At 62.2% G+C, this 19,457-nt stretch carries 16 protein-coding genes; 15 read left to right on the forward strand and 1 reads right to left on the reverse strand.

Annotated elements, in window-relative coordinates; genetic code table 11:
- The 9 genes from DWX25_RS06200 to DWX25_RS06240 form a co-directional block, all read left to right on the forward strand.
- Positions 1 to 300, forward strand: a 300-nt coding sequence (locus tag DWX25_RS06200; RefSeq protein WP_233514238.1) for a hypothetical protein, incomplete at its 5' end; no start/stop codon positions are given.
- 168 nt (positions 301 to 468) lie between these two features.
- Positions 469 to 1,260, forward strand: a complete 792-nt coding sequence (locus DWX25_RS06205) for a hemolysin III family protein (RefSeq protein ID WP_117798858.1) — start codon at positions 469 to 471, stop codon at positions 1,258 to 1,260.
- 113 nt (positions 1,261 to 1,373) lie between these two features.
- Positions 1,374 to 2,747: a hemolysin family protein gene (locus DWX25_RS06210; protein ID WP_117798859.1), complete on the forward strand. Its 1,374-nt coding sequence runs from the start codon at positions 1,374 to 1,376 to the stop codon at positions 2,745 to 2,747.
- A 24-nt stretch (positions 2,748 to 2,771) separates the two neighbouring features.
- A complete protein-coding gene (locus tag DWX25_RS09695) occupies positions 2,772 to 3,605 on the forward strand; it encodes a hypothetical protein (RefSeq protein WP_233505059.1) in 834 nt (277 codons plus the stop codon).
- 136 nt (positions 3,606 to 3,741) lie between these two features.
- On the forward strand, positions 3,742 to 4,131 hold the full coding sequence (locus DWX25_RS06220; RefSeq protein ID WP_117742967.1) for a YtxH domain-containing protein: 390 nt from the start codon (positions 3,742 to 3,744) through the stop codon (positions 4,129 to 4,131).
- Positions 4,131 to 4,886, forward strand: coding sequence for a PRC-barrel domain containing protein (locus tag DWX25_RS06225; RefSeq protein WP_117742951.1), 756 nt, complete (start codon positions 4,131 to 4,133; stop codon positions 4,884 to 4,886). Before DWX25_RS06220 ends, DWX25_RS06225 begins: the two co-directional genes overlap by 1 nt.
- Before the next feature lie 72 nt (positions 4,887 to 4,958).
- Positions 4,959 to 6,365, forward strand: coding sequence for a polysaccharide deacetylase family protein (locus DWX25_RS06230; protein WP_233505058.1), 1,407 nt, complete (start codon positions 4,959 to 4,961; stop codon positions 6,363 to 6,365).
- Between the two features lie 435 nt (positions 6,366 to 6,800).
- Positions 6,801 to 8,645, forward strand: coding sequence for a magnesium transporter (locus DWX25_RS06235; RefSeq protein ID WP_117858877.1), 1,845 nt, complete (start codon positions 6,801 to 6,803; stop codon positions 8,643 to 8,645).
- A gap of 74 nt (positions 8,646 to 8,719) precedes the next feature.
- Positions 8,720 to 9,916, forward strand: a complete 1,197-nt coding sequence (locus DWX25_RS06240) for an Nramp family divalent metal transporter (protein ID WP_055252163.1) — start codon at positions 8,720 to 8,722, stop codon at positions 9,914 to 9,916.
- Between the two features lie 510 nt (positions 9,917 to 10,426).
- Here DWX25_RS06240 and DWX25_RS06245 read toward each other — a convergent pair.
- Complete coding sequence (locus tag DWX25_RS06245; RefSeq protein WP_117798860.1) at positions 10,427 to 12,643, reverse strand: acyltransferase family protein; 2,217 nt, start codon at positions 12,641 to 12,643, stop codon at positions 10,427 to 10,429.
- Between the two features lie 187 nt (positions 12,644 to 12,830).
- Between DWX25_RS06245 and DWX25_RS06250 the strand changes: the two genes are divergently transcribed.
- The 6 genes from DWX25_RS06250 (at position 12,831) to DWX25_RS06275 (ending at position 19,449) form a co-directional block, all read left to right on the forward strand.
- Positions 12,831 to 13,826 (forward strand): ribokinase, encoded by a 996-nt coding sequence (locus DWX25_RS06250; RefSeq protein WP_117798861.1) that lies wholly within the window; start codon positions 12,831 to 12,833, stop codon positions 13,824 to 13,826.
- A 4-nt stretch (positions 13,827 to 13,830) separates the two neighbouring features.
- On the forward strand, positions 13,831 to 14,805 hold the full coding sequence (locus tag DWX25_RS06255) for a nucleoside hydrolase (RefSeq protein ID WP_117798862.1): 975 nt from the start codon (positions 13,831 to 13,833) through the stop codon (positions 14,803 to 14,805).
- 203 nt (positions 14,806 to 15,008) lie between these two features.
- A complete protein-coding gene (locus tag DWX25_RS06260; RefSeq protein ID WP_117798863.1) occupies positions 15,009 to 16,019 on the forward strand; it encodes a LacI family DNA-binding transcriptional regulator in 1,011 nt (336 codons plus the stop codon).
- 256 nt (positions 16,020 to 16,275) lie between these two features.
- Entirely contained in the window at positions 16,276 to 17,676 is a 1,401-nt protein-coding gene (locus DWX25_RS06265; RefSeq protein ID WP_117798864.1) for an L-fucose/L-arabinose isomerase family protein, read from the forward strand.
- Positions 17,677 to 17,678: 2 nt separating this feature from the next.
- Positions 17,679 to 18,515, forward strand: a complete 837-nt coding sequence (locus tag DWX25_RS06270) for a transketolase (protein WP_199412327.1) — start codon at positions 17,679 to 17,681, stop codon at positions 18,513 to 18,515.
- Positions 18,508 to 19,449, forward strand: coding sequence for a transketolase family protein (locus tag DWX25_RS06275; RefSeq protein WP_117798865.1), 942 nt, complete (start codon positions 18,508 to 18,510; stop codon positions 19,447 to 19,449). Before DWX25_RS06270 ends, DWX25_RS06275 begins: the two co-directional genes overlap by 8 nt.
- Positions 19,450 to 19,457: the final 8 nt, after the last annotated feature.

The raw sequence follows: 19,457 nt of genomic DNA on the forward strand, positions 1-19,457 counted from the left end.
AGGGGAAGCCTCGTGGCCGAGATCGCGTTCGATAACGGGGACGAGCCCCTGTTCACCAACGTGTACAAGAAGCCGTCCAGCCCCGATGCCCCTGACAACCCCGGCGGTAACGACGGCGGGCATGACAGCGACGGCGGGCATGACAGCGACGGCGGGCATGACGGCGACGGCGGGCATGACAGCGACGGCAAGCTGGTCAAGACGGGCGACCCGTTCAGCCCGATGATCCCCGGCGTGGTCGCCGCCACGGGCGCTCTCTGCGTCATCGCGGCGTTGGTGCTCCGAAAAAAGCGTCGTTAAGACGGGGTACGCGGGGCCGAACGCGGCGCCACATGAACGGTGTTGCGCATGCCATCGTGTCCGCAGATTGTGATAGATAACGGCCCGGGCCTCCCTCGTACCTGCAGGGAGGCCCGGGTTCTGCTATAGTTCTGAGCATTGTATATCTTAGGAGAACGAACCAAGCACATGCCCGATTCGAGTGACAGTTCCACGCCGCGACCTGGCATCGCGGCTGCCCCTGTTCCCATAGCGCGTGCCGACGCATCTTCGCGGGCGCAGCGCATCGCTCGGGCTGCCGGCTCAACGGCGCGCGACGCCGCGAGCGCGGTCAAGTACCATGCCCTCCCGCACTACACTCTCGGCGAGGAGATCGCCAACTCCGTCACGCACGGCATCGGCGCGGCGCTCTCAATCGCGGCGCTCGTCATCATGATCGTCAAGGCGGTCGTGGCCGGACAGCACCCCGCGTCCCTTGCATGTGCTCTGGTTTTCGGCATCACACTCATCCTCGAGTACCTCGCTTCCACGCTCTACCACGCCATCGCCCCGCAGGCCGCCAAGCGCGTCTTCCGCGTGATCGACCATTGCGGCATCTACGTGCTCATCGCGGGCAGCTACACCCCGTTTTGCCTCATCACGCTCGCAAACGACGGCGGCCCCGCGCTGTTCTTTGCCGTGTGGGCCATCGCCATCATCGGCATCGCCCTCGAGTGCTTTATGCGCGAACGTCAACCGCACTGGGTATGCGGCCTGGTCTACCTGCTGATGGGCTGGCTCGTCGTCTTTAAGTTGCCCGAGCTTGTGGCGCTGCTGAATCCCGTGGCGCTTGCCCTGCTCGCTGTCGGCGGCGTGTGCTACACCGTGGGCGTGCCGTTCTACATCGCCAAAAACGTGCGCTATCTGCACAGCGTGTTTCACCTGTGGGTGCTCGCCGGCAGCATCTTCCAGTTCATGGCGGTGATTCTCTTCGTAATCTAGCGATCGCGTCTGTGCCCGCGGACCCATCCAGGCGGCCACCGGGCGCAACTGCCCTATCCGTCACCAACGTTTTAACCTGACGTCCCGAATCTTGGAGGTTCGAGAAACTCCCGATGGACATAACCATCTCCCTTATCACCACCCTCGTTTTGACCCTCATCAACGGCTACTTCTCCATGTCGGAGATGGCGCTCACCACGGCCAAGCGCGCCGTGCTGGAGCACGAGGCCGAGGAAGGCGACAGGCGCGCCGAGCGTGCCATTAAGCTGGCTGCCGACTCCGACCAGCTGCTCGCCACCATCCAGGTCGCCATCACGCTCGTGGGATTCGCCTCGTCCGCCGTCGCCTCGACGAGTCTGTCCGACCCGCTCGCCACGTGGCTCATGAGTTTTGGCATCGCGCCGCTCTCCGCCATCGCGCGCGGCCTGGCGCCGGTCATCATCACCGTCGCGGTCGCCTTCGTGTCCATCGTGATTGGCGAGCTTGTGCCCAAGCGCATCGGCCTGGCCAATGCCGAGGGCGTGTCCAAGCAGGTCGTGGGGCCGTTGTCGTTTTTCCAAAAGATCGCCCGTCCGCTCGTGTGGCTGACTGGCGCTTGCTCCGATGGCCTAGCCCGCATCCTGCGCATCAAGAGTGCCGACGACCGTCAGAACGTCTCGGAAGAAGAGATCAAGTACATGGTCTCGGAGCAGGACGACCTGCTCGACGAGGAAAAGCGTATGATCCACGAGATCTTTGACTTGGGCGACACCGTTGCCCGCGAGGTTATGGTGCCGCGCGTGGACACCACCATGTGCGAGGATGACGAGACGGTCGCCAGCGTGCTATCCACCATGCGCCAGACCGGCTTTAGCCGCATCCCCGTCTATCACGAGGACCCCGACAGCGTGGCGGGCATCGCGCATATCAAGGACCTGATTCAGCCCGCGCTCGACGGCAAGGGAGACCAGCCCATCGCCGGCTTTTTGCGCGACGCCACCTTTGTGCCCGACACCAAGGACATCCTGCCGCTGCTGTCCGAGATGCAGACCTCGCACGACCAGATCGTAGTGGTCGTGGACGAGTACGGCGGCACGGCCGGCATCATCACCATCGAGGACATCGTCGAGGAGATCGTGGGCGAGATCGAAGACGAGTTCGACCCCGACAACAAGTACCTCACGCGCCTTTCGCGCCGCGAGTGGCTTGTCGATGGGCGTTTTTCGTGCGATGACGCGATTGAGCTTGGTTGGCCGCTCGAGGAAAGCGATGATTATGAGACCATCGCCGGCTGGATTTTGGAGCTTTGCGACTCGGTGCCCGACATCGGAGAGGTGTTCGAGGTCGCGGGGTACAAGTTTAAGGTGCAGTCGATGCGTGGCCAGCGCATCTCGCTCATTCGCGTGATCGCTCCGGCCGAAACCGATAAGAAGGATTCCGAGTCTTCGGCAGATAAGCCGGCAGCGTCGGGTGCGGGTTCTGCGAATCCGCACGACGGCGACGAGTAGGGCAAGGAAGAGTAGGGGAGAGTTATGGCAGGCCTGTTCAACATCCTTAAGGTCACCGTCAGCGAGGACAAGATCTGCGCGCATGTGCTGGTGAACCCCGGCATGCCGCTGATGACCTCGGAGGATATCGAGGCCACGGCGCGCGTGTACTACCTGGTGCCGGCGATTGCCAAGCACCTGTGCTTGGGCGATTCCGGCCGCGAGTTCCAGGATTGCATGGGTCAGACCGAGCTTTGCCACCTGCTGGAGCACGTGACGGTCGAGCTCATGAACGAGACCGGTCTTGCCGGCAGCATCTCGTGCGGTCGCACGCGCGTAAGCGAGCACGACGAGCGCGTCTTTGAGGTTGAGCTTTCGTGTCCCGACGACGCGCTGGCCATTGGCGCGCTGTCTTCGGCCACCTTTATGATGGATTGGGCCTATCTGCACGCCGACCAGCCGGCTCCCGATGTGGACGGTACGGTCGCGGGCCTGCGCAACCTGGTGCTGGGGATGCGCGCCGAGGCCGAGGGCAAGGATCCTCACGAGGCCGTCGCCGCCGCGAACGGCGAAGATGCTGCCGTGGACGAGGGCGATGACGAGGGCGATGTGCCGGTTGACGCCGAGCCCGTTGCAGATGCGACCGCCGAGCCCGTTCCCACCGAGCCCCAGGGCGTCCCCAACTTTGACGACGAGCCCCAGGTGGCGATTGATACCGAGGGCGCGGTTGCCGAAAACCACGAGGCTTCCGCTGCCGTCTTTGGCGGTGCGGCGACGGTTCCGGCGGGACCTGCGCATGAGGGCGGCCTGCCGCTCGTGGACGGCGCCGGCGAGGACCCGGGTGCCACGGTGGCCATGCCGGCTATGCCTCAGGAGTAGGCCTACGCGTTTATTACCATCACGGACCTGCGCCTTTGCCGTACGCAGATGAGCAGAGCGGCAAGTGATGCGCTGCGGGTATAATGGACAGCATTCAAACGGTGGGCACCGACGTGCCCGCAGGAGAGGAATGATCATGGGTAAGACTTTCAGCTTTGTCTCCGGCGCACTTTTTGGTGCCGCTGCCGGCGCTATTATCGGCGTTGCTCTGGCCCCGCGCTCGGGCGCCGAGACCCGCGCCATGGCTGCCGATATCGCCAACGACGCCTGGGACAATATGCGCGACACCTACGAGCACGGCGCCGAGGAGGCCCGTGCTGCGGTCAACGATTTTGGCCCGATGGTCGACGCCAAGACCGACGACCTGCGCGCCAAGGTCGACCTGGCCCGCGAGCGCATGGACCAGCTGCGCGAGCAGCTCAACGACGCCATTTCGGGCGGCAACGTGACGCCTGCCGCCGACGTCGTGGTCGAGAACGCCGTCGAGGCTGATACCGAGGCTGCGGAGCCCTCGACCGAGGCATAATGCGCGCCGGGGATTTTGTCGGCGCCAAGATCTATCGCAAGCCTACCGAGGACAAGCGCATCAAAAAGGACGGCACGCCGCGCAGCCCTAAAAAGCTCGGAAAGATTCACTTTCCGGTTTTTACCCCGGGCGGTACGCGCGTGGTCGGCTTTATGGTCCGCCAGTCCGATATCGCGGGCATGATCGAGCGTCCCGACCGATTCGTAGCGCTCGACGCCATTGGTGTCTACGAGGGCGCCATTGCGGTCGATGACGTCAAGGACACGTACGATGCCGCCGCCGCCAAGCGCCTCGACATCAACCTGGACGATTGCATCATCTGGGTCGGTATGGACGTGCGCACGGAATCGGGCGACGTCGTGGGCTATTGCTCGGACGTTGAGTTCAAGCCACGCTCGGGCATCGTTCAGATGTTCTATGTGACCGCCGGTGCCGCTTCGAGCGTGCTGGTCGGTGACACGCAGGTGCCGCCGACGATGCTGCGCGGATACGAGAACGGCGCGATGATCGTTTCGGACGAGGTCAAGGCACTCGGGTATTCGGGCGGCGCCGCTGCAAAAGCTGCCGAGGCCAGCGTCGTGGTGGGCGATAAGGTCAAAAAGGGCGCCAAGGTGCTCGATGACAAGGGATCGGTCGCCGTGGACAAGGGCAGCCGCGCACTGGGCAAGCAGCTCGGCAAGACGCGCGGTATGTTCAAGGCGTTTAAGGACGAATACCAAAAGGCGAGCGGGGGCTCGTCAAAAACTAGCAAATAGCGACGTACCAAATGATGGGAGGCGAGCCGGAGACCTGTTGCTCCGGCTCGCTGTGTTTATGGGGGAGGGCACATGCGCCAAAACGGATCTAACTTAAACGGGCGCTCGGGTGCGCGTCCGACGGCGCGCCGCGATCTGGGGCAGCTGCCCAGCGGTCAGCGTCGACGTCGCCGTAAGCCCGGCGCGATGTACCTCAACCATAGCCGTGGGTTTAGCGATCGCAGCGCGCGCATCGGCAACGGGCGCTCACCGCGCCGACCGTCCCGCCTGCCCTATGCGCTCATCGCCGTGGGTTGCGCGCTCGTACTGTTTATCGCTGCCGTCGTGGGCTACGTAAACCGCAGCGTGGACGTGGAACTCAACGGGCAAAAGACCGCGGTGCGCGTGGGCTCTACGTTGCAGAATCTTATCGACGACCAGGAGTTGGCTGACACCTACGACGCAGGCGACCTGTTGGCCGTCGATGACAGCGTGCTCAAGCGCCATGGGGGCGAAAAGCTGTCGGTGAAGGTCGACGGCAAGCGCGTGAAGCAGGGCAAATGGGATAGCCGCGAACTTGAGGGCGGCGAGAAGGTGACGGTCAAGGATGGCCGTAACACCTACGAGAAGCACGAGGTTCAGGCTACGGTTATCGAGCCCAAGCTCAAGGTCGAGGGCACGGGTGCCATCGAGTATGTGCAGACGTGGGGTGTCCAGGGCCGCTCCGAGGTGTGGGTTGGTGAGCAGTCGGGCAAGACGCAGGACCGCGGCGAGGTCGTGCCCGCTACCGATTGCGTAGTCGAGTGCGCCAGCGTGGCGCCCAAAGGCAACGAAAAGTACGTGGCGCTGACGTTTGACGAGGGCCCGAGCGGCGCCACCAAACAGATCTTGCAGGTGCTCAAGGAAAAGGGCGTCACCGCGACGTTCTTCCTTTCGGGCGATGCCACGGAAGCCTCGCCCGCTACTGCCAAAGCGATTGCCGATGCCGGGTGCGAGATTGGCTCCAACAGCTACAGCGATGATTCGCTCAAGGGCGAGGATCGCGAGACGGTGCGCAAGCAGATCACGAAGGGCACCGAGGCGATTAAGTCGGCGACCGGCGTCGAGACGATGTTGCTGCGTGCCCCCTACGCCGCGTTTGACGAGCAAAACTGGATCGACTCGATGGACCTGGTCTCCGCCGTGGTCTCGTGGAATATCGATTCGGGTGACTGGCTGCTCAACGGTGCCGACGAGCAGGTCTCGACGGTGCTCGATTCGGTGACGCCAGGCAATATCGTGCTGCTCACCGATAGAGACGAATGCGCCGAGCAGACGCTCGAGGCGCTGCCGCAGATTATCGACGGGCTTATTGCCGACGGCTACAAGATCGTGACGCTCAGCGATCTGGTCAAGACGGACACGTCGCTCAGCAAAAAGCTCACGTCACTGACGAAGGTCACCATGCCCAAGAACGCCGTATTTCCCCAACTTGCCGAGGACGACGACGCCACGGAGTAGCTCAAACGAGTGGCACGGTGGGACAAAATTATCAGTAGTGTTTGTCCCAGGTGCGAAAGGCGCATCGGGCTTGTCGTCGCAAGCGACCCTGGGACAAACACTACTGATAATTTTGTCCCACCACTTCGCTGCGGACGACTATGTCACGGATACGTCAGCGTTTGGTATGCCTGCAATGTGCAGCGCATAAATTCGGTGCCGCAGCGCGATGCTGATGCTATAGTTACTGCGGTTAATAAGGGTCAAGAGAAAGGTTACAGGTGAAATCCAAACCTCGACCATACAGTCGATGACCCCATGCAGGTGCTTTCTGCGCATGCACGGGGTGTAAGCGTCGAGCGGCGTGCCGCCCGCGCATGCGTATACATATCAAACAGTCCACGGATAGCGTGCCCGTCCGGCCGCGGTCCGCAGGGATAATGATGGGGAGCACCATTGAATTATCTGAGTGAGATGCTCAAATTGCCGGTCTTGGACGTCGACGGCGAAAAGCTCGGCGTTGTGAACGATTTTGGCATTGCAACCGGCGAAGTTTTTCCGCACGTGACGTCGCTTGCGTTCCGTGGTCCCGGCAAGACGCCGTTTATGATCAGCTGGCGCAAATGGGTCGACCGTATCGACGAGACGGGCGTGTATCTCAATACGTCTGCCACCAACATTCGCTTTTCGTACCTGCAGCCGACCGAGCTCCTGCTGTCGCGCGATGTTCTCAATAAGCAGATCGTCGATACGCAAGGCATGAAGGTCGTGCGTGTCAACGACATCAAGTTCTCCATGTCGGGCGAAAATCAGCTGCGTCTGCTGGGTGCCGAGGTCGGCGCCCGCGGTCTGCTGCGTGCAATCGGTCCCGCGCTCGAGCATATCGTCGAGGGCTTTATGAAGCACTTGGGCAAGCCGCTCAGCGAGGACATTATCGCCTGGTCTTACATGGACCTGCTCGACCGCTCGACTAAGAACATCCAGCTCTCGGTGTCACACAAGACGCTTGGCGAGCTGCATCCTGCCGACATCGCTGACATCATCGAGCAGCTCGACCCGCGCCTGCGCGCGCAGGTGTTCGCGCAGCTCGATACGGCGCAGGCCGCCGAGGCCATCTCGGAGTTCGATGATGACGAGCTCATGACCGAGATGCTCGAGGGCCTGTCCGATACCGACGCATCGTCGATGCTGGCCATGATGGACCCGGACGACGCTGCCGACCTGATCGACGAGCTCGATTATGAGAAGGCCGAGAAGCTCCTGCGCCTGATGGGCGTCAAGGAGGAGAAGGCGATTCGTAATCTGTTGGGCTACGAGGACAACACCGCCGGCCGCATCATGACCTCGGAGTTTGTCTCCCTGCCCGCCACGGCGACGGTCGGCGATGCCATCGAGGCAATTCGCAAACTCGACGAGGACTTCGAGAGCGTCTACTACGTCTATACCGAGGATCCGAGTGGCATGCTGACGGGCGTGCTTTCGCTGCGCACGCTGATCGTGGCCGACCGCGACGCCACGCTAGGCCAGCTTGCTTATCGCGATCTGGTCTATGTGTCGCCCGACGAGGACCAGGAAGACGTGACAGATGAGATGACCAAGTATGACCTGGTAGCTATCCCCGTCTGTGACGAGAACCGCCACATCCTGGGTATCGTGACCTTCGACGACGCCATGGACGTTATTGCCGAGGAGCACCAGGAGGACCTGCAGATCGCCGGTGTCGGTTCGGGCGATAGCGCATCGGACGACTCGACGAACGTGCTCAGCTGGTTTGTGCATCGCCAGTACTGGGTCGTCGTGTGGGGCATTGCCTCGTGCATCATGGCGACGGTGCTGGGGACGGCGCTGGGCTCCGCGTATCTGGTGGTGTTCCCCATGTGCGCCATGCCGCTCGTGCTGCTGGCTGCCTCGCGCATGGTGTCGTTCGTCAAGAACTACTTCCTGGAGTACGACGGCCATGACGATGAGCCCAAGCCGTATCTGGGGTTCTTCTTCCAGAGCACGGGTATGGGCCTGATCCTTTCGCTTGTTACTTACCTGTGTGCGCAGCTGGTGCGCACCGCCGCGTTCCCCGATGCCCCTATGTTTGAGGAGCAGCTCTTTACCGGCTGCTTTAACATTGCTGCCATCATCTGCCTGGTGGGCAACATGAGCGCCGTGATTTATCTGATGGTGCTGTTCTGGCGCGATGAGCACGACCTCAACACGTCGGGTACCGCTATGAACGTCATCGCCGTCATGATCTCGTGTGTGGCGTACTGCATCGCCGCGGTGCTGCTCACCATGTCAGTCATGGGTTAGGTGGTCTCGTGGAAAACACGAAACAAAAGGCGAGCGCCAAGCAAAAGCTGACCATCGCCGCCATCTTTGGCGCTATGGGTCCCGGCCTGCTGGCGGCGCTTTCGGGCAATGACGCCGGCGGCATTGCAACGTATTCCAGTGCGGGCGCCAGCTATGGCTATAAGATGCTCTGGATGCTTCCCGTCATGACCGTGCTGCTTATCGTGACGCAGGAGACCGCGGCGCGCTGCGGCTGCGTCACGGGCAAGGGCCTGGCGTCGCTCATTCGCGAGCGCTTTGGCGTGCGCAAGAGTGTACTTGCTATGGCGGCGCTGTTGATCGCCAACACAGCTGTGACCATTTCGGAGTTTGCGGGTATCGCCAGCGGCCTTGCCCTCTTTGGCGTGCCGGCGAGCATCTCGGTGCCGTTGGTGGCGCTGCTGGTGTGGATGCTTACCATGTCGGGTAGCTTCCAGCGCATCGAGAAGATTCTGCTGCTGGTAAGCTGCGTCTTCGTGACCTATATTGTCGCCGCGTTTATGGCCGGTCCCAACTGGGGTGAGGTCGCGGTCGACTTGGTCGTCCCCAATATTCAGAACGATCCCAGCTACGTGTCGCTCGTGGTCGCAACGATCGGTACCACCATCGCGCCGTGGATGATTTTCTTGGCGCAGAATAACGTGGTCGATAAGAATGCGGGCGAGGACGATATCGTGCTGCAGCGTATTGATACCGTGAGCGGCTCGATCGCTGCTGATATCATTGCGGGCTTCATTATCATCACGACCGGTACGGTGCTGTTCCCGGCGGGTATTCAGATTAGCGATGCCGCCGATGCCGCCCGCGCGCTGGAGCCCATCGCGGGTCAGTGGTCCACGGTGCTGTTTGCCTCGGGCCTGGTCGCAGCGAGCTTTTTGGCTGCCTGCGTGCTGCCGGGCGTTACGTCGAGTGCCATCTGCGAGGCTTTTGGTTGGGAGCGCGGCGCCGATCGCAGCTGGGACGAGGCCCCGGTATATCGCGGCATCATTACGGCCATCATCGGTATTTCTGCCGTGTTGGTGCTCATGCCTGGCGTCGATTTGTTCCAGATTATGATGACCTCGCAGGTCATCAACGGCGTGCTGTTGCCCGTGGTTTTGGTGTTTCAGGTGGTTATTGCCGCCGATCGTCACATTATGGGCGCCAACCGCAACGGCCGCGTGTGGAATGTGCTTACGTGGGCGACTATCGGCGTGATCACGGTGCTGACGGTTGTCATGTTTGTCCTGCAGGCGATGGGTTACAGCGCTTAGCGCCTCTTTTGGACTCCAAACAGGCCGCCGCCATGGGTTGCGGCCTGTATTTTGCCTGTTATAGGGGGTTAGTAATATTCGTGTGGACAAAAAATGCCAAATATGAGTACTGTTGCCTGGCCGATAGCATTTACAACTAAGAAAATAATAAACATATCTAAAAATCTGTTCATTAAAAGCGGAGCTCCAAGTCCTAAGCCGGCCATTCTGGTCAACTGGAAGGGTCGCGCGCTACCGCATGGGCGCCATTTTGGGTGGTTTTGCCTGCTACTAAAATTGTAACAGTACTCATATTTGCCCCTTTTTGTCCACGACCTCTTGGAGCCGGCTCGAAAAGAGTGATTTTGGGTTGTTTGCTGCGGGTGTGGGCTTGGAAACAACGCTCGGGGTGGCGAGGCGTCCAGAATTCGGTCGCAAGGAGGGCGTTCCTCGGCTGTGTCAGGAGTGTCCCTAGGTGCCGGCACATAAGGAACGTCCCTAACTGCCGGAGGGGGGAGTTTGCGCTGCAGGTTACTTGTCGGTGCCCAGCTTGTGCGGCTTGAGAGCGAGCGCATTGACGAGCGCGTCGGCGGCGGACTTGACGGCTGCCGGCTGCGGATCGTTGACGTGGTCCTCGGGGTGCACGGGCAGGTCTTTCTTGACCGCATCGTGGATCAGGTTGAGGTACTCGGTCACGCCGGTAGTCGACAGGTGCGTGCCGTCGCCATCGAACAGGTCGTTGCGGTTGGCACTGTGCCCGTACCAGTCGATAACGCGTACATTCTTGTAGCGCGTGGCGGCGTTGGCGATGGCCTGGTTCGTGGACCCGACCCACGGCTGCGGGCTACGCGTGTTTACAAACACGACAATACGCTGCTCGCCGGCGTCGGCCATGATCGCATCGACCTGGGCGTCCGTTACCAAACCGTTAGTGCCCAGGGCAAAGACCACGATCTTGCCGGCAAGGTTCTGCTGGATATAGCCCTCAAATGTCGCGCGGCCCGCATCAAACTGGCGGCCCTTTTCGGCATCGATATGGCTGTGAGGAAACACGCTGTCAAAGGAATCAACGGCGCGCAGCGACACGGAGTCGCCGATCATCAACAGGTCGTAGGAGCCATCGGGGAAGCCGTCGTTGTCCTTGTCGGTGTCGTCGGCCGCCTGCTGGTCGGTGGGCGCGGTGTTTTTGGCTTCCTTGTTGAGGACTTCGGCGCCCTCACCGCTCAGCGCGGAGGTCTCCGGCACAAAGATCAGGCCGCCCAGCGCGATGACAAGCACGATCCCGCAAGTGGCGCACACAGGAATATGCGCGCGCACCCAGTTGGCGGGTGTGGTGGTGCCGTCGCGGAACTCGGCGACGGTACGGCCGAAGGCGCCCTTCCTAAACGGCGTCTCGATAAAGCGATAAGAACATTCGGCCACGGCGATCACCAACAACACCTGCAAGATGTACTGCCACCAGGGCGTGTCGTTGATGTTGGCGACCGGGTTCATGAGCAACAGCAGCGGATAGTGCCACAGGTAGATGCTGTACGAGCGCTTGCCAACCCACACGAGCGGCTCGGTGGACAGCGCGCGGGCAACCATTCCCTGGGGCTGCACGCAGGCCGCGATGACCATGAGCGTGAGGATGGAACATAACAGCGTGCCGCCGCGATACTGGAACGCGGTGTAGCCGTTGGTGAGCGCGACCATGGCGGCAAGGCCAACCAGACCCACGACGCCCAACACATCGATGGATGCGGGCGAGGACCAAAAGCGCACGAGGGCGCTCGGCTGTGCCGGGGCGGTCTCGGCTGCTTCGTCGGCCTTCTCGCCAGACTTGCCCTCGGCGTTCTTGCCGTGCTTGGCGGCGCCAGCCAGGCGATTGAGCCCCAAACGATGAGCGAGACGCACCGGAGCTAGGTCGCGATCGGGGATAAAGGCCATCCAGGCGCCCAGCAGCAGCGAGAAGACGCGGGTGTCGGTGCCGTAGTACACGCGGCTGGGGTCGGCGGCAGGGTTATAGAGCACCATCATGGCGAGGGCAGATACCGCGGCAAGGCCCAGAACCACGCGGCGCGTGTTGGGCTTGCTCACATGCATGGATACCATGGCAAACAGCAGTGGCGGCCAAATCAGGTAGAACTGTTCCTCGATGGCAAGCGACCAAAAGTGCGTGAGCGGCGAGGGGTCGCCCAGAGCATTGAAGTACGAGACGTTTTGGGCAATCTGCCACCAGTTGTTGAAGAACAGCAGCGACGGCAGAATGTCGGGGCGCATCTTGGTGAGCATCACGTGGTTGAAGACGGTGCACAGCGCGCAGGTCACCACCACGACGGTTACCACGGCGGGGACCAGGCGACGGATACGGCGGATCCAGAAGCTCTTGAGGTCGATGCGGCCGGTCTTAGCGACTTCATTGAGCAGCAGGCGTGTGATCAGATAGCCCGAAAGCACAAAGAAGATCGTGACGCCGAGCAGACCGCCCTGCGCCCACGTGAGGTTGAGGTGATAGAGCACCACCGCGACGACGGCAAGCGTGCGCAGACCGTCGAGCGCAGGGATATAGCGGGACTTGGGACGAGCAGGCGTCTGCTCCGCGGCGGGAGTGTTGGCGCGGCCCTCGTTGTTGGCGGAAGCGCGATGGGGGCTCGCGGTGCGTCGCGGCTCGTTGGCACGGCGTTCGCCCTTCACGCGTTCGTGCGGCGCCGGCTCGTTGCCCGTGCGGCGTCGACCGCGCGAGCCCGATTGCGAGAATTGTTCCATAAAACATCATCCAATGACGAGAATAATCAGCACATATTCATTGTAGCTGCCTGCCCCTGTGAATGCTTGCTGCTGGCGCAAGCTCAAGCGCGCGTCCACATCAAAGTGGACTAAAGTTATAGGGGGTGCGAGAGTGCACAATCGTTGGTCGACGGTGGGCGCAAAGCCTGAAGGCGAGGAGGTTTCCATGGCGGATCACAGCATCGTTGCGGTGTTCGGCAGCATGAACATGGACCTTTCGGTGGCGTGCGAGCGCATGCCGCGCGCGGGCGAGACCGTTGGCGGTAGCGGTTTTATCACCAACGCCGGTGGCAAGGGCGCTAACCAGGCCGTTGCCGCTGCGCGCATGGGTGCGCGCACGTGCATGATCGGCGCTGTTGGGCGCGATACCTTTGGCGATGCGCTCGTGGCAGGGCTCCAGGATGCCGGCGTGGGCGTTGAGTTTGTGGCGCGTCGCGATGACGTGGAGACCGGTACCGCGACTATCATTCGCTGCGAGAGCGACAACCGCATCGTGCTGTCGCCGGGCGCCAACCATGCGCTTGCGGGCGAGGACGTTGCCCGCGCACTGAGGCGCTTGGTGGCCGACGAGCTCGACGGCGATGCCAGCGAGATTGCCCCGGCTGCCGGAAGCGTCTTTATTGTCCAGGGCGAATGTGACCTTGCGGCAACGGCCGCGGCACTCTCTTGCGCTCACGAGCTGGGGTTCTATACGATCTTTAACCCGGCGCCCGCCTGCGACCTGCCGGCAGGAGCGTGGCCAGCGGTCGACCTGGTCTGCCCCAACGAGACCGAGTGCCAGGTGCTGACGGGCGTTCTGCCTACGGATGATGCGAGTTGCGTCGCCGCGCTCAATGCGCTGCTCGACAAGGGCGCCGGGGCTGCGGTCATCACGTTGGGCGGCGCCGGCTCGGTTACGCTCGGCGATGGCGGTGAGCCGCTGCGCATGCCGGCGCTTTCGAGCGCGGTGGTCGATACGACGGCCGCGGGCGATACGTTTATCGGCGCGTTGGCGGCAGCTCGTCTGGAGGGCCTGCCGCTCTTTGAGTGCATGGCGGCGGGCGCTCGCGCCTCGGCGGTGACGGTGTCGCGCCTGGGCGCTCAGCAATCAATTCCCACGCGTGCGGAAGTCGAGCACAAGTTTGGTTTAGACGGTTTGGATGTAGACGGAGAAGCGGAGTAGAACAATGGCAACCAAGAAGCTGATCCTTGATCTGGATATGGGTGTGGATGATGCGATGGCGCTTGCCTATGCCATCGCGAGCCCCGAGGTGGAGCTCGTCGGCATCACCACGTGCTTTGGCAACGTGCGCGTCGAGCAGTCGGCGCACAACTGCTTGGCGGTGCTCGACCTGTTGGGCCGTCCCGAGGTGCCGGTGTACCTGGGCGCCGATCGTCCCATGAAGGCGACCGAACCCTACACGCCGCCGGCGTCCACCACGCTTATCCACGGCAAGAACGGCATCGGCGGCGCGAGCGTGCCCGCATCGCCGTACGAGCCGGTGGGGGCGACGTCGGCCGATGGCAATGCGGCGGTCGATTACCTGATTGATGCCGCGCGCACCTATGGTCCCGACCTGATCTACGTGGCGACCGGTCCGCTCTCCAACCTGGCGCTTGCCCTGGAGCGCGATGCGGCGGCGATGACGTTCATCGGCCGCGTGGTCGTGATGGGCGGTGCGCTCACCGTGCCCGGCAACGTGAGCGCGGGCGCCGAGGCCAACATAGCAAGCGACCCCGAGGCCGCCGACGCCGTGCTGCGCTCGGGCCGCAAGCTCACTATGGTGGGTCTGGATGTGACGCATCGCGTGGTGCTCACGCGTCGCGATATTGCCGGCTGGACGGGCTCGGGCACCATGGCGGGCTGCGCATTTGCGAGCATGGTCGAGCACTATATTGGCTCGTACGAAATGAACGCACCCTACCTGGGAGGCTGCGCACTGCACGATCCGCTGGCGGTTGCCGTGGCGATTGACCCCACGCTTGTGGGTGCGCTCGGCTGTAACCTGCGCGTCGACCTGCTGGGCGAGTATCGCGGCCGCACCATCTGCGACGAGCACCGCCTGTCCGATCCGGACAAGAGCGCGCTCGTGGCACTGACCGTCGACGCCCCGCGCTTCCTCGCGGAGTTTAAGGCGCGTATGGCCCGCGTCCTAGGTTAAATGTTTTTCACGCCCCGTCCCAAATTAGCTACCGAGTAAATGTGCCCGTTGGGGGAATAGTCGCACCACTTCGCTTGACAACAGGCTAAACTAGCTATTAAACATTTACTATTCTGTTTAGATTGAATTTGCGGTCGTTTAGTTGTCGAGTCACGGGGCGGTCAGGCCACGATGTTCGACCGCGACCGTTACTAGGGGGAACAATGGCTAAAGCAAGTGTTCGCGAGATCAGCCGCATCACCGGTTTTTCGCCTGCGACTGTGTCCAACGCGCTCAACCGCAAGCGCAGCGTGAGCGAGGAGACCGCCAAGGTCATCCTGGAGTGCGCGCAATCGCTCGGCTACCAGCAATCGACGCAGCTCGAGAGCATTCAGTTTGTGCTCGCGCGCAAGACGGGCGCCATCCTGGACGAGAGCACCTTTCACCCCGCGGTCATCGAGGGCGTGGAGCGCCAGGCGCGTCGCCACGGCATGAGCACGAGCTTTGTCTCGCTCGACTTTAGCGACTTGAACGCCGTACGCCCGCAGGTCGAGGGCCTTATCGCCGACCCGGCTGCCGCCATCGTGCTGATGGGCACCGAGTTGGGTGAGGAAGATTATGCCTTGTTCGCCAACGCTGCCGCCCACCTGATCGTGCTCGACGGCTGGAGCGACCGCCAGTACTTTGATGCTGTAGTCATTGCCAACACCGATTCGGTGCTGCGTGCCGTGGATTACCTTATCGAGAAGGGTCACAAGCAAATTGGCTACCTAGCAGGCGACCTTCGCATCCGCAACTTTAAGGATCGCGAGCGCGGCTATCGCCAAGCGCTTGAAGATGCAGACCTTGAGGCCAACCCGGCGTGGCGCGTCACGCTGGGAACCACACTCGAGGGCGCTTATCGCGACATGGGCGCGTGGCTCGACAGCATCTCGCGCGACGACCTGCCGACGGCTTTCTTTGCCGAGAACGACGTGCTTGCCGTGGGCGCCATGCGCGCGCTGAGCGAACATGGCGTACGCGTGCCCGAGGATGTCTCGATCATCGGCTTTGACGACCTGTCTCTGGGCGCCTTCTCAAACCCGCCGCTCACCACGGTGCACGTTCCCAAGCACGAGGTGGGCGAGATCGCGGTGCGCCGACTGGTGGGCAACATCCGCAATCCCAAGAGCTATACCTGCAAGACGGCCGTATCGACGTATTTTGTCGAGCGCCAGAGCGTGCGCGAAATCTAGGCGAAGGCAGCATCGCTCGCGGCGCGTCAAAGCGCGCGAGGGCAGTAAGTGCAACACCGTTCAAAAGGGGGTCCTTCGGGACCCTTTTTTGTTCTCCTTGTATGTTCAGTTTGTTTACATACCGTTTAGGCTGATTTCTCTACCTCCTGCGGGTATTTCGCGCTAAACTTCTAAACAGAATAGTAAAACATTTAGTAAACAGAACAAAACGAAACAATCGTCTGTTTACTGAACATATGACTAGGGGAGGACGTACATGGATAAGATCAAGCTCGGCTTTGTGCCCACGCGCCGAAGCATTTTTAGCGCGCCGGACGCGATCAAGTATCGCGGCTTGACGGCTGATCGCCTGCGCGAGATCGGCGTCGACATCGTGGACATCGACGACATTAATGACGAGGGCCTGCTGTTTGACGACAGCCATATCGAGCCTATCGTCAAGAAGTTCCGCGCCGAGGGCGTCGACGGCATCATGCTGTGCCACGCCAACTTTGGCACCGAGTACGTTTGCGCCCGCCTTGCCCGCGAGCTCGGTCTGCCTGTGCTGCTGTGGGGCCCGCGCGACGAGCGCCCCGAGCCCGACGGCACCCGCCTGCGCGATAGCCAGTGCGGCCTGTTCGCCACCGGCAAGGTTCTGCGCCGCTTCCAGGTTCCCTTTACCTATATGACCAACTGCCGCCTGACCGATCCCGAGTTCGAGCGCGGCGTCTGGGACTTTTTGGCCGTGTGCAACGTGGTCAAGACCTTCAAGCACACGCGCATCCTGCAGATGGCGACCCGTCCGTTCGACTTCTGGTCCACCATGTGCAACGAGGGCGAGCTGCTCGAGAAGTTCAATATTCAGCTTTCGCCCATCCCCATGACCGAACTTGTTCAGGCTGTGCACGACGCTCAGAGCGACGAGCAGGCCATGGCCGCCATGCTCGACCACATTCGCCGCAGCTTTGAGATCTGCATACCCGAGGACAAGGTCCCCGCGGTCGCAGGGCTCGCCATCGCTATGAAGCGCCTGGTCGAGAAGTACGGCTGCAACGCCGGCGCCATCCAGTGCTGGAACGCCCTGCAGGACGAGCTGGGCATTATGCCCTGCGCCGCCAACGCCATCCTCAACGAGATGGGCATTCCCATCGTATGCGAGACCGATATCCATGGCGCCATCACCGCGCTGATGGTCGAGGCCGCCGACCTGGGCCGTCACCGCGGCATGTTCGCCGACTGGACCGTGCGCCATCCCGATAACGAGAACGGCGAGCTGCTGCAGCACTGCGGCCCCTGGCCCTGCAGCTGCGCGGCCGTCAAGCCCAAGCTCACCTACCCGCTGGCTTTCGACCACCCCGGCGCGCTGACGGCCGAGGCCAAGCACGGCGATCTCACCCTTGCCCGCTTTGACGGCGACAACGGCGAGTATTCGCTGCTGCTGGGCAACGCCCGCGGCATCGACGGCCCGGCCGGCATGGGCACCTACCTGTGGGTCGAGGTCGAAAACCTCAAGCGCCTCGAGGCCAAGATCGTCGAGGGCCCCTACATTCATCACTGCGTCGCTATTCACGCCAACGTGGTACCGGTGCTCTACGAGGCGTGCAAGTACCTTGGCATCCAGCCCGACCTGTACGACCCCATTGAAGAAGACGTCAAAGCCTACCTGCGAGGAGAGTAGAAATGGCAACTATCGAAGAGCTTGAGTCCCTGCGCTGGGACCTTCGCCGCGATTGCGTCGATATCATCATGGCTGGCGCCGGCGGCCATATTGGCGGCGACATGTCGGTGATCGACGCCCTCATGACCCTCTATGCCAACCACCTTAACATTTCGCCCGAGACCGTCGACGATCCCAACCGCGACCGTTTTGTGCTCTCCAAGGGCCATGCCATGGAGGCATACTACGCGGTGCTGTGCCACGAGGGCTATCTGGACCTCGACGACGTCAAGGCCCGTTTCTCCAAGTTCGGCAGCCCCTACATCGGCCACCCCAACAACAAGCTCAAGGGCATCGAGATGAACTCCGGTTCGCTGGGCCATGGCCTGCCCGTGGCCGTCGGCATGGCGCTTGCCGGCAAGATGGACGGCCGCGACTACCGCGTCTACACCATCATGGGCGACGGCGAGCTTGCCGAGGGCTCGGTCTGGGAGGGCGCCATGAGCGGTGGCAACTACCAGCTCGATAACCTGTGCGCGCTCGTGGACCGCAACCGCCTGCAGATCAGCGGCAGCACCGAGGACGTCATGAAGCAGGATTCGCAGGAGGAGCGCTGGGCTGCCTTCGGCTGGAACGTGCTCTCCATTCCGGGCAACGACGTTCGGGCCATCGACGCCGCGCTGACGCTTGCGGCCGAGACCTGCGGAAAGCCCACGGTCATCATCCTCAACACGGTGAAGGGCTATGGCTCGCCTGTCATGGAGGACAAGGCCTCCTGGCATCATCACCTGCCCAACGATGAGGAATATGCCCAGATCATCGCCGATTTCGCTGCCCATAAGGAGGCCATCAATGGCTAACAAGATCGCCAACCGCAAGGTTATCTGCGACACGCTGCTCGAGGCCGCCGAGACCGATAAGGACATCGTCGTCCTGTGCTCCGACTCCCGCGGCTCCGCATCGCTCACGCCGTTCTTCGATCAGTATCCCCAGCAGTCCGTCGAGGTCGGCATCGCCGAACAGGACCTGGTGAGTATCGCCGCCGGCATGGCTTCGTGCGGCAAGAAGGCCTGGGCCGCCTCGCCGGCGTCCTTTGTGACCACGCGCTCGTATGAGCAGTGCAAGGTCGACGTCTCGTACTCCAACACCAACGTCAAGCTCATCGGCATTTCGGGTGGCGTGTCCTACGGCGCTCTGGGCATGAGCCATCACTCCGCGCAGGATATCGCCGCCATGAGCGCGATTCCCAACATGCGCGTGTATCTGCCGAGCGATCGTTTTCAGACTGCTGAGCTCGTGCGCGCCCTGGTTGCCGACAACAAGCCGGCCTATATCCGCGTGGGTCGCAACCCGGTCGAGGACGTGTACACCGAGGATAACTGTCCGTTCCAGATGGACCGTGCCACCTGGGTGCGTCGTGGCACCGATGTGACGATTGTCGCCACCGGCGAGATGGTCCGCCATGCCGTGGACGCCGCCGATCTGCTCGCCGAGCAAGGCATCTCCGCCACCGTGCTCGACATGTACTGCGTCAAGCCGCTCGACGCCGAGGCCGTGATCGAGGCCGCCGGTGCCACGCGCGCCGTCGTGACCGTCGAGGAGCACAGCCCCTTTGGCGGCCTGGGCTCCATGGTCGCGCAGGTCGTGGGCGAGCATTGCCCGCGTCCGGTCAAGTGCCTGAGTCTGCCCGACGCGCCGGTCATCACCGGCACGAGCCCCGAGGTCTTTGCGCACTACGGCCTGACGGGTGCCGGAATCGCGCAGACCGTCGCCGAGTTCCTGCCCGCAGAGTAATTGGAATG

Origin of the sequence: Collinsella sp. AF18-8LB, assembly GCF_003459795.1 — a bacterium.
Taxonomy (GTDB): domain Bacteria; phylum Actinomycetota; class Coriobacteriia; order Coriobacteriales; family Coriobacteriaceae; genus Collinsella.

Coding starts and splice junctions, on each gene's coding strand:
- DWX25_RS06205 (WP_117798858.1), top strand. CDS start 469: ATGCCCGATTCGAGTGACAGTTCCACGCCGCGACCTGGCATCGCGGCT.
- DWX25_RS06210 (WP_117798859.1), top strand. CDS start 1,374: ATGGACATAACCATCTCCCTTATCACCACCCTCGTTTTGACCCTCATC.
- DWX25_RS09695 (WP_233505059.1), top strand. CDS start 2,772: ATGGCAGGCCTGTTCAACATCCTTAAGGTCACCGTCAGCGAGGACAAG.
- DWX25_RS06220 (WP_117742967.1), top strand. CDS start 3,742: ATGGGTAAGACTTTCAGCTTTGTCTCCGGCGCACTTTTTGGTGCCGCT.
- DWX25_RS06225 (WP_117742951.1), top strand. CDS start 4,131: ATGCGCGCCGGGGATTTTGTCGGCGCCAAGATCTATCGCAAGCCTACC.
- DWX25_RS06230 (WP_233505058.1), top strand. CDS start 4,959: ATGCGCCAAAACGGATCTAACTTAAACGGGCGCTCGGGTGCGCGTCCG.
- DWX25_RS06240 (WP_055252163.1), top strand. CDS start 8,720: ATGGGTCCCGGCCTGCTGGCGGCGCTTTCGGGCAATGACGCCGGCGGC.
- DWX25_RS06245 (WP_117798860.1), bottom strand. CDS start 12,643: ATGGAACAATTCTCGCAATCGGGCTCGCGCGGTCGACGCCGCACGGGC.
- DWX25_RS06250 (WP_117798861.1), top strand. CDS start 12,831: ATGGCGGATCACAGCATCGTTGCGGTGTTCGGCAGCATGAACATGGAC.
- DWX25_RS06255 (WP_117798862.1), top strand. CDS start 13,831: ATGGCAACCAAGAAGCTGATCCTTGATCTGGATATGGGTGTGGATGAT.
- DWX25_RS06260 (WP_117798863.1), top strand. CDS start 15,009: ATGGCTAAAGCAAGTGTTCGCGAGATCAGCCGCATCACCGGTTTTTCG.
- DWX25_RS06265 (WP_117798864.1), top strand. CDS start 16,276: ATGGATAAGATCAAGCTCGGCTTTGTGCCCACGCGCCGAAGCATTTTT.
- DWX25_RS06270 (WP_199412327.1), top strand. CDS start 17,679: ATGGCAACTATCGAAGAGCTTGAGTCCCTGCGCTGGGACCTTCGCCGC.
- DWX25_RS06275 (WP_117798865.1), top strand. CDS start 18,508: ATGGCTAACAAGATCGCCAACCGCAAGGTTATCTGCGACACGCTGCTC.